Source organism: Actinomadura roseirufa, from assembly GCF_900659635.1.
GTDB classification, from domain to species: Bacteria; Actinomycetota; Actinomycetes; order Streptosporangiales; family Streptosporangiaceae; genus Spirillospora; species Spirillospora roseirufa.
This window is the reverse complement of the sequence record NZ_CAACVB010000357.1, coordinates 1-6,409: the sequence shown is the minus strand read 5'-3', so window position 1 is coordinate 6,409 and position 6,409 is coordinate 1. Positions and strand designations below refer to the sequence as shown.

The following is a 6,409-nucleotide window of genomic DNA, read 5'->3' as shown; positions in this document are numbered from 1 at the left end:
CCGCCGCCGCCCCGCTGCTCGGCGTGGCCGCCTGCGCCGCCGCGCTCGTCGCCGCCGTCAGGCCGCGCGCGGGTGCTGCGCGGCGTTGAGATGGTGACGCAGGTCCCGGATGTCGGCCCGCAGCCGGTCCGCCGCCAGCGGGTCCGGCTCCAGGCCGCCGAGGCCCTCGTCCAGCAGGTCCAGTTCGGCGGTGTGGAGCCGCGTCAGCAGCCGGCGCGGCTCCCCGGGCGGCACGTTCCAGCGCGCCTTGTGCCGCCACTTCCGGTAGGCGAGCACGTGTCCCTCGCCGGGTGCCAGCACGCCCCGCGCGGTCTCCGCGCCGGCCGCCCGCCGGAACCGGACGAGGTAGCGGTGCCGCAGGACCCGGTACGTCAGCACCGCCGCGAGCAGGATCGGCGCGCCCTTCACCGGCAGCAGCGCCGCCCCCGGCAGGACGGGCGAGTCCCACCAGGAGTGCAGCGCCATCGCCAGGACGAGCATGCCCGCCGCCACGGCCGCGCTCAGCCGCGACGGGCGGCCGAGCAACTGGCCGAGGCCCGCGCCGCCGATCGCGGTCATCGCCCAGTGGCTCCACCACGCCCCGCCGATCACGCGGCCGCCGAAGGAGAACAGCGCCGCGGTCGTGTCCTGCGTGGCCCCCGTCAGCACGATCGTGTTCAGGACGTACAGGAAGTTCTCGGCGGCCTGGAACCCCAGCCCGACCAGCGCGCCGTACCCGAACCCGTCGAGCGGGCCGCGCACCGCGGCCGGGAAGGCCAGCGCCAGCACCGCCACGCCCAGCAGTTTCAGGATCTCCTCGTCCACCGGCGCCGCGACCGACGCGCCCCAGATCGCGGTGAAGTTCGGTCCCGCCGTCTTGCCGAGCGCCGACTGGAACGCCGCGTTGACCGGCAGGGCCAGCCCGAACGCGGCCAGCCCGCCCCAGCCCACCGCGATCAGCGCGTACCCGAGGGGACGGACGCGGACCGGGTGCAGCCGCCGCAGCAGCCACGTCCCCACCGCCAGCGCCGGCGCCAGCAGCGCGAAGCCGGTCAGCGCGCCGGCCGGGAACGCCCGCACCTGCGCGCCGATCGCCGCCATGGCGAGCAGCGCCCCCGCCGGGCACGCGGCGGCCCAGAGCCAGAGCGCGGGACGTGCCGTCACGGCGCGATCCGGATCGTCCGCACGATGGCCTCGATCTGCGCGGCCAGCCGGCGGTAGGCGGCGGGCCGCCCGGACGCCGTCACCGTGGCGCCGAGCGTGTCCCGGGCGAAGACGCTCGCCGTGCCGATCCGCCCGCGTCCCGACAGCGCGCCGGTCAGCCCGGTCAGCCCCTCCGAAGTCGTGATCGGCGCCGGGCCCGAGCCCAGCCGCGCGGTCCCGCCGGCCGCCACGATCCGCTGGAGGCCGTCCCACAGCGCCCCCGCGTCCAGCGTCCCGAGCGGGACGACAACGTTCAGGTTGAGCGCGACGTCGTCCCTGGTCAGCGCGGCGTTCGTGCCCAGCGAGGAGCGGCCCTTGCGCAGTCGCCAGCCCGCGGACGGCACCGAGAACGACACCGGGCGGACGCCGTCGCGCTCCGTCCCGACCGACAGCCTCGCCCCGGCGGGCAGGACCATGAGGCCGCCGCCGAGCGCGTGGTCCAGCAGCGGCAGCCCCGCCCCGAGAACGAGGAGCGTGAGAGCCACGAGACCCGTGCCCCACCATCTCACCCGCGCCACGTGCACCCCCCGATGACGTGCGCTGCGGAGATGCCCCCTGGTCAGGGCGCTAAACGAGTCGGGACGAGTGGGTGAGATCGGTATGGTCGCCGCAATTTGGACGGCCCCATCGTCGCCGCCCCCCACGCCCGCTCAGGCGGCGTCGTGGAAGACCAGCCCGAGGGTGTGCCTGCGCCCCGACCGGACCACGCTGACACCGTGCCTGACCGGGGACGCCGACCAGCCCCGGCTCGTCCGGACGGGCCGGTCCCGCGTGGTGAAGACCAGCCCCCGGCCGCGGGGGAGCATCGTCGCCGTCCCCCGGGACTGGGCCCGGGCCCGCTGCTCGACCAGGAGGAACTCCCCGCCGGTGTAGTCGCGTCCAGGCTCGTCGAGGCCGATGACCACCTGCAGCGGGAACACCAGGTCTCCGTACAGGTCGCGGTGCAGGGCGTTCCAGTCGTCCGGGCCGTAGCGCAGCAGGATCGGCGTGGGCTTCACCTGCCCCGCCGCGTGGCACATCTCCAGCCACTCCTCCAGCGTCCCGGGCCACGGCGCCGGACGGCCCAGCTTTCCGGCCCACTCGCGCGCGATGGGCAGCAGCAGCGGATAGAGCGCCGCCCTGAGCTCCCGGACGGGCTCGGGGAACGGCTCGGCGAAGTACCGGTACTGCCCCGCCCCGAACCGGTACCGCCCCATGTCGATCGTCGAGCGGAACCGCCCGGCCTCGTCATAGAGCCCGCGGATGTCCGCGCACTCGTCATCGGTCAGCAGCGACGGGGTGAGGGCACAGCCGTAGGCGTCGACCTCCCCGGCGATCCGGTCCCAGTCGGCTTCGGCGGCGCGTTCGGCGTACACGGTCATCACTGCCCTCCCTGGCTGTCCGCGTACAACACCGCTGGGCCGCCGGAGGTTGCACCCGCCGGGCGCGGTCCGCCCGCCCGGGGTCGGATAGTGTGGGCGCCGTCAGCGGCGGACCGACCGGGGAGGTGAGACCCGTTTCTGCCCGATCAGTCAGGGTGCTCCTCCCGCGCGACCGCGCGGCACGCCGGGCATAGGCGGCCGGGGAGCCCCGCAGGCACCCCGGAAGGCGCCCCATGTCATCACCCCGTTCCGCGTCCGTTCCACCCGATCTCTCCCGTCCCGGCTCCGTCGCCGCCCGGCTCCGCGCGTCCGGCTGCGTGTTCGCCGAGGACGAGGCCGAGTTGATCGTCTCCACCGCCCGCACCCCGGACGAGCTGGCCGCCATGGTGGAACGGCGGACCGGCGGCCTCCCCCTGGAGCAGGTCCTCGGCTGGGCGGGGTTCTGCGGCCACCGCGTGTCGGTGGAACCCGGCGTGTTCGTCCCCCGGCGGCGCACCGAGTTCCTCGTCCGGGAGGCCGCCGCGCGCGCCCCCCGTGCCCCCCGGAGGCCCGTCGTCCTCGACCTCGCCTGCGGTTCCGGCGCGCTCGGGATGGCGCTGGCCGCCGCCCTCGGAGGGTGCGAGCTGCACGCGGCGGACATCGAGCCCGCCGCCGTGCGGTGCGCCCGGCGCAACGTCGGCGCCCTCGGCCACGTCTACGAGGGCGACCTCTACGCGCCGCTGCCCGCCGGGCTGCGCGGCCGGGTCGACGTCCTGCTCGCCAACGTCCCCTACGTCCCCACCGGAGAGATCGCGCTGCTGCCCGCCGAGGCCCGCGAGCACGAGCCGAGGGTCGCCTTGGACGGCGGCCCCGACGGGCTGGAGGTGCTGCGCCGGGTGACCGCCGAGGCGTCCGCCTGGCTGGCCCCCGGCGGCCTGCTGCTGTCGGAGACGAGCGAGCGGCAGCTTCCGGCGGCGGTCGAGGCGCTGGCCCGCGGCGGGCTGGCGGCCGAGATCGCGCGGTCGGACGAGCTTGGCGCGACCGTCGTCATCGGCACCTCCATGGTCGGTTCCCCATGAGCCGCCGTCACCCTGCCGTTCCGCGTGGTCGGCAGGCCGCTGACCCCCCTCGCGAGGCCGCTCGTCCCGGGCCGGGACCGGCCGCCGCGGGGCGGCCTGACGGGCTCACCCCTCGATGAAGATCAGGTCTTCGGGCGGCCGTGTCAGCCGCACGGTCCGCCCGTCGACCTCGACGAGGGTGTCCAGGCCGGTGGCGTGGGCGTCGGAGATGACGAACAACCGGTCGTCGCGGGTCGCGAGGAACGCGTGGAAGCCCGCGAGGTCCGGGTCGCCCGCGCCGAGCGTGAGGTAGTCGGCGAGGCGGCGGTACAGCTTGGGCAGCAGCACCAGCCGCTCGTCCAGGTCGCCGTCGGCGGTGATCTCGGCGCCGGCGGTGGTGACGTCGGACGGCCACAGGCCCGCCCCCGCCGCGCGGGCCTGCCCCGTCGCCGCGGTCAGTTCCGCGCGCAGATCGGGGAAGAGCTTGCTGTAGAAGGTCGGGTAGGCCAGTCCCTCCGCGATGAGGCGGTGGTTGACGCTCTGCCGCAGCAGCGGCACGTCCACGTGGACGTCCGCGAGGTCGTCGTGCTCGCCGGGGCCCGCGTAGGCGAACGACACCGGCCGCCCGTGCAGGTCCGCGAAGCGGGTGAGGATATGGCCCGGTACCTGCTCGGGCGAGGCGTCCACGACGGTCTCGCCGTCGCGCCGCACCTCCTGGAACCCGAGCGCTTCCAGGAGCCGCGCCCCCGCCGCGTGCGCGAAGCGCAACGGCTGGTGCCGGACCCGGCCGCCATGCGCGCTCGGCGTGTAGTGCGTCTCCAAGGCGTCGATGGCGTCCAGGCGAAGCTGTGTCCCGCCGCCGCGGTTGACCCGCGCGGGCAGGTGCAGCTTGGTGAAGGCGTCGGGATCGTCCGGGACGAACCGGATCGAGTCTCCGTCCGGCTCCGTGTGGAGGATCCGGTAATGGCCCTTGATCAGGCTCAATGGCATATTTCCACGGTAACTCAGGGGATATGGGGCCGCACGGGCCGGGGCCGGAAGCGGTCCCTTCCCCCGAGGTGCGACCGGCCGTCCGGGCGCGCTTGACGCGGGGTCGGCGCCTCGCTTATTTTGGCGTCCAAATATTGGTCGTCAAAGTAAAACGCCGGGGACGCCCGGCCCGTCGCGGAGGAACCCATGAGCGAGCTTCCTGAGTACGCGCCGTCGGAGGAGCACGAGCTGCTGCGCGAGACGGTGCGGTCGCTGGTGGAGGAGAAGATCGCCCCGTTCGCCGCGGCGGTGGACGAGGAGTCGCGGTTCCCGCGGGAGGCGCTGGACGCCCTGGTGGGCTCGGGGCTGCACGCGGTGCACGTGCCGGAGGAGTTCGGCGGCGCGGGCGGGGACGCCCTGGCGGCGGCGATCGTGATCGAGGAGGTCGCCCGCGGGTGCGCGTCGTCGTCCCTCATCCCGGCCGTCAACAAGCTCGGTACGGTGCCGTTGCTGCTGTCGGCGTCCCGGGAGCTGAAGGAGCGCTACCTGGGGCCGGTGGCGCGCGGCGAGGCGATGTTCTCCTACGCGCTGTCGGAGGCGGACGCCGGGTCGGACGCGGCGGCCATGCGGACGCGCGCCGTGCGCGACGGCGACGGGTGGGTCCTGGACGGGGTGAAGACCTGGATCACCAACGCCGGGGAGTCGAAGTTCTACACCGTCATGGCGGTGACGGATCCGGAGGCGGGCGCGCGGGGGATCTCCGCGTTCGTGGTGGAGGCGGACGACGCCGGTGTGTCGTTCGGCCCGAAGGAGCGCAAGCTCGGGATCAAGGGGTCGCCGACCCGCCAGGTGATCCTGGAAGGGGTGCGGATCCCGGCGGACCGCATGATCGGTGCCGAGGGCACCGGCTTCAAGACGGCGCTGGCGACCCTGGACCACACGCGGATCACCATCGCCGCCCAGGCGCTCGGAATCGCCCAGGGCGCGCTGGACTTCGCGCTCGGGTACGTGCGCGAGCGGCGGCAGTTCGGGCGGCCGGTCGGCGACTTCCAGGGCGTGCAGTTCATGCTGGCGGACATGGCCATGCGGCTGGAGGGGGCGCGGCAGCTGACCTACCACGCGGCGGCCAAGTCCGAGCGCGCGATGCGCGGCGAGAAGGTGGCGGACCTGACGCTGGTGTCGTCGGCGTGCAAGGCGCTGGCCTCGGACGTGGCGATGGACGTGACGACGGACGCGGTGCAGTTGCTGGGCGGGTACGGGTACACGCGGGAGTTCCCGGTGGAGCGGATGATGCGCGACGCCAAGATCACTCAGATCTACGAGGGAACGAACCAGATCCAGCGGATGGTCATCGCCCGCCAGCTCCTCAGGTAGCGCTCCGCCCGCGGGCCCGGCGGCCGGCGGCGCCGGCCCGGCCGGTCTCCTCGAGGATCTCGGTGATCTCGTAGGCGGCGTCGAGCCGGCCGCCCCGCACGGCGGCGGTGAAGTAGGCGAGCGCGGTGTCGGCCGCGCCCTGCCCGGCGGCGGTCTCGCCGAGCTCGCAGGCGATCCGGGCGGCCTCGCGCGGGTCGGGTCCGTCCGGGCCCGCGTCGAGCAGGTCCAGCGCCGCGGGGTGGCCGTCGGCGGCGGCCTCGATCAGCAGCGCGGCGGCCTCGGGCCGCCGGGGGGCGTCGGTGCCGAGCAGCACGGCGACCCGGAAGAGCGCGTCGGCGTCGCCGCGGCTCACGGCCCGCAGGAGTGCGCGCCCGTGCTCGCCGTAGTCGGCGATGGCCGCCCGCTGGGACCCGGTCAGCCGCACCGCGTGGCCGGCCCCGCCGGTGCCCGCTCGCGTCCCCTCGGTGCCGGCCGTCCGGCCGTCCG

General features: G+C 75.1%; 7 protein-coding genes. 2 read left to right on the top strand and 5 right to left on the bottom strand.

Going from position 1 to position 6,409, the window contains the following annotated elements; all coding sequences use genetic code 11:
- Positions 1 to 57: 57 nt before the first annotated feature.
- From E1291_RS37655 to E1291_RS37650, 3 genes are all read right to left on the bottom strand, one after another.
- A complete protein-coding gene (locus tag E1291_RS37655; RefSeq protein ID WP_165495486.1) occupies positions 58 to 1,143 on the bottom strand; it encodes a PrsW family intramembrane metalloprotease in 1,086 nt (361 codons plus the stop codon).
- Positions 1,140 to 1,667: a hypothetical protein gene (locus tag E1291_RS42765; protein ID WP_165495485.1), complete on the bottom strand. Its 528-nt coding sequence runs from the start codon at positions 1,665 to 1,667 to the stop codon at positions 1,140 to 1,142. Before E1291_RS42765 ends, E1291_RS37655 begins: the two co-directional genes overlap by 4 nt.
- A gap of 165 nt (positions 1,668 to 1,832) precedes the next feature.
- A complete protein-coding gene (locus tag E1291_RS37650; RefSeq protein WP_131742823.1) occupies positions 1,833 to 2,543 on the bottom strand; it encodes a 2OG-Fe(II) oxygenase in 711 nt (236 codons plus the stop codon).
- A 233-nt stretch (positions 2,544 to 2,776) separates the two neighbouring features.
- On the opposite strand from E1291_RS37650, the gene E1291_RS37645 reads away from it, so the two are divergent.
- Positions 2,777 to 3,601, top strand: coding sequence for a putative protein N(5)-glutamine methyltransferase (locus E1291_RS37645; protein ID WP_131742822.1), 825 nt, complete (start codon positions 2,777 to 2,779; stop codon positions 3,599 to 3,601).
- 105 nt (positions 3,602 to 3,706) lie between these two features.
- Here the strand turns inward: E1291_RS37645 and E1291_RS37640 are convergent, their stop codons facing one another.
- Complete coding sequence (locus E1291_RS37640; protein ID WP_131742821.1) at positions 3,707 to 4,570, bottom strand: nuclease; 864 nt, start codon at positions 4,568 to 4,570, stop codon at positions 3,707 to 3,709.
- A gap of 186 nt (positions 4,571 to 4,756) precedes the next feature.
- On the opposite strand from E1291_RS37640, the gene E1291_RS37635 reads away from it, so the two are divergent.
- Positions 4,757 to 5,923, top strand: a complete 1,167-nt coding sequence (locus E1291_RS37635) for an acyl-CoA dehydrogenase family protein (RefSeq protein WP_131742820.1) — start codon at positions 4,757 to 4,759, stop codon at positions 5,921 to 5,923.
- Here E1291_RS37635 and E1291_RS42760 read toward each other — a convergent pair.
- The coding region (locus E1291_RS42760) for a hypothetical protein (protein WP_207401151.1) at positions 5,916 to 6,409 on the bottom strand (494 nt) is incomplete at its 5' end. The two genes, E1291_RS37635 and E1291_RS42760, sit on opposite strands and share 8 nt — an antisense overlap.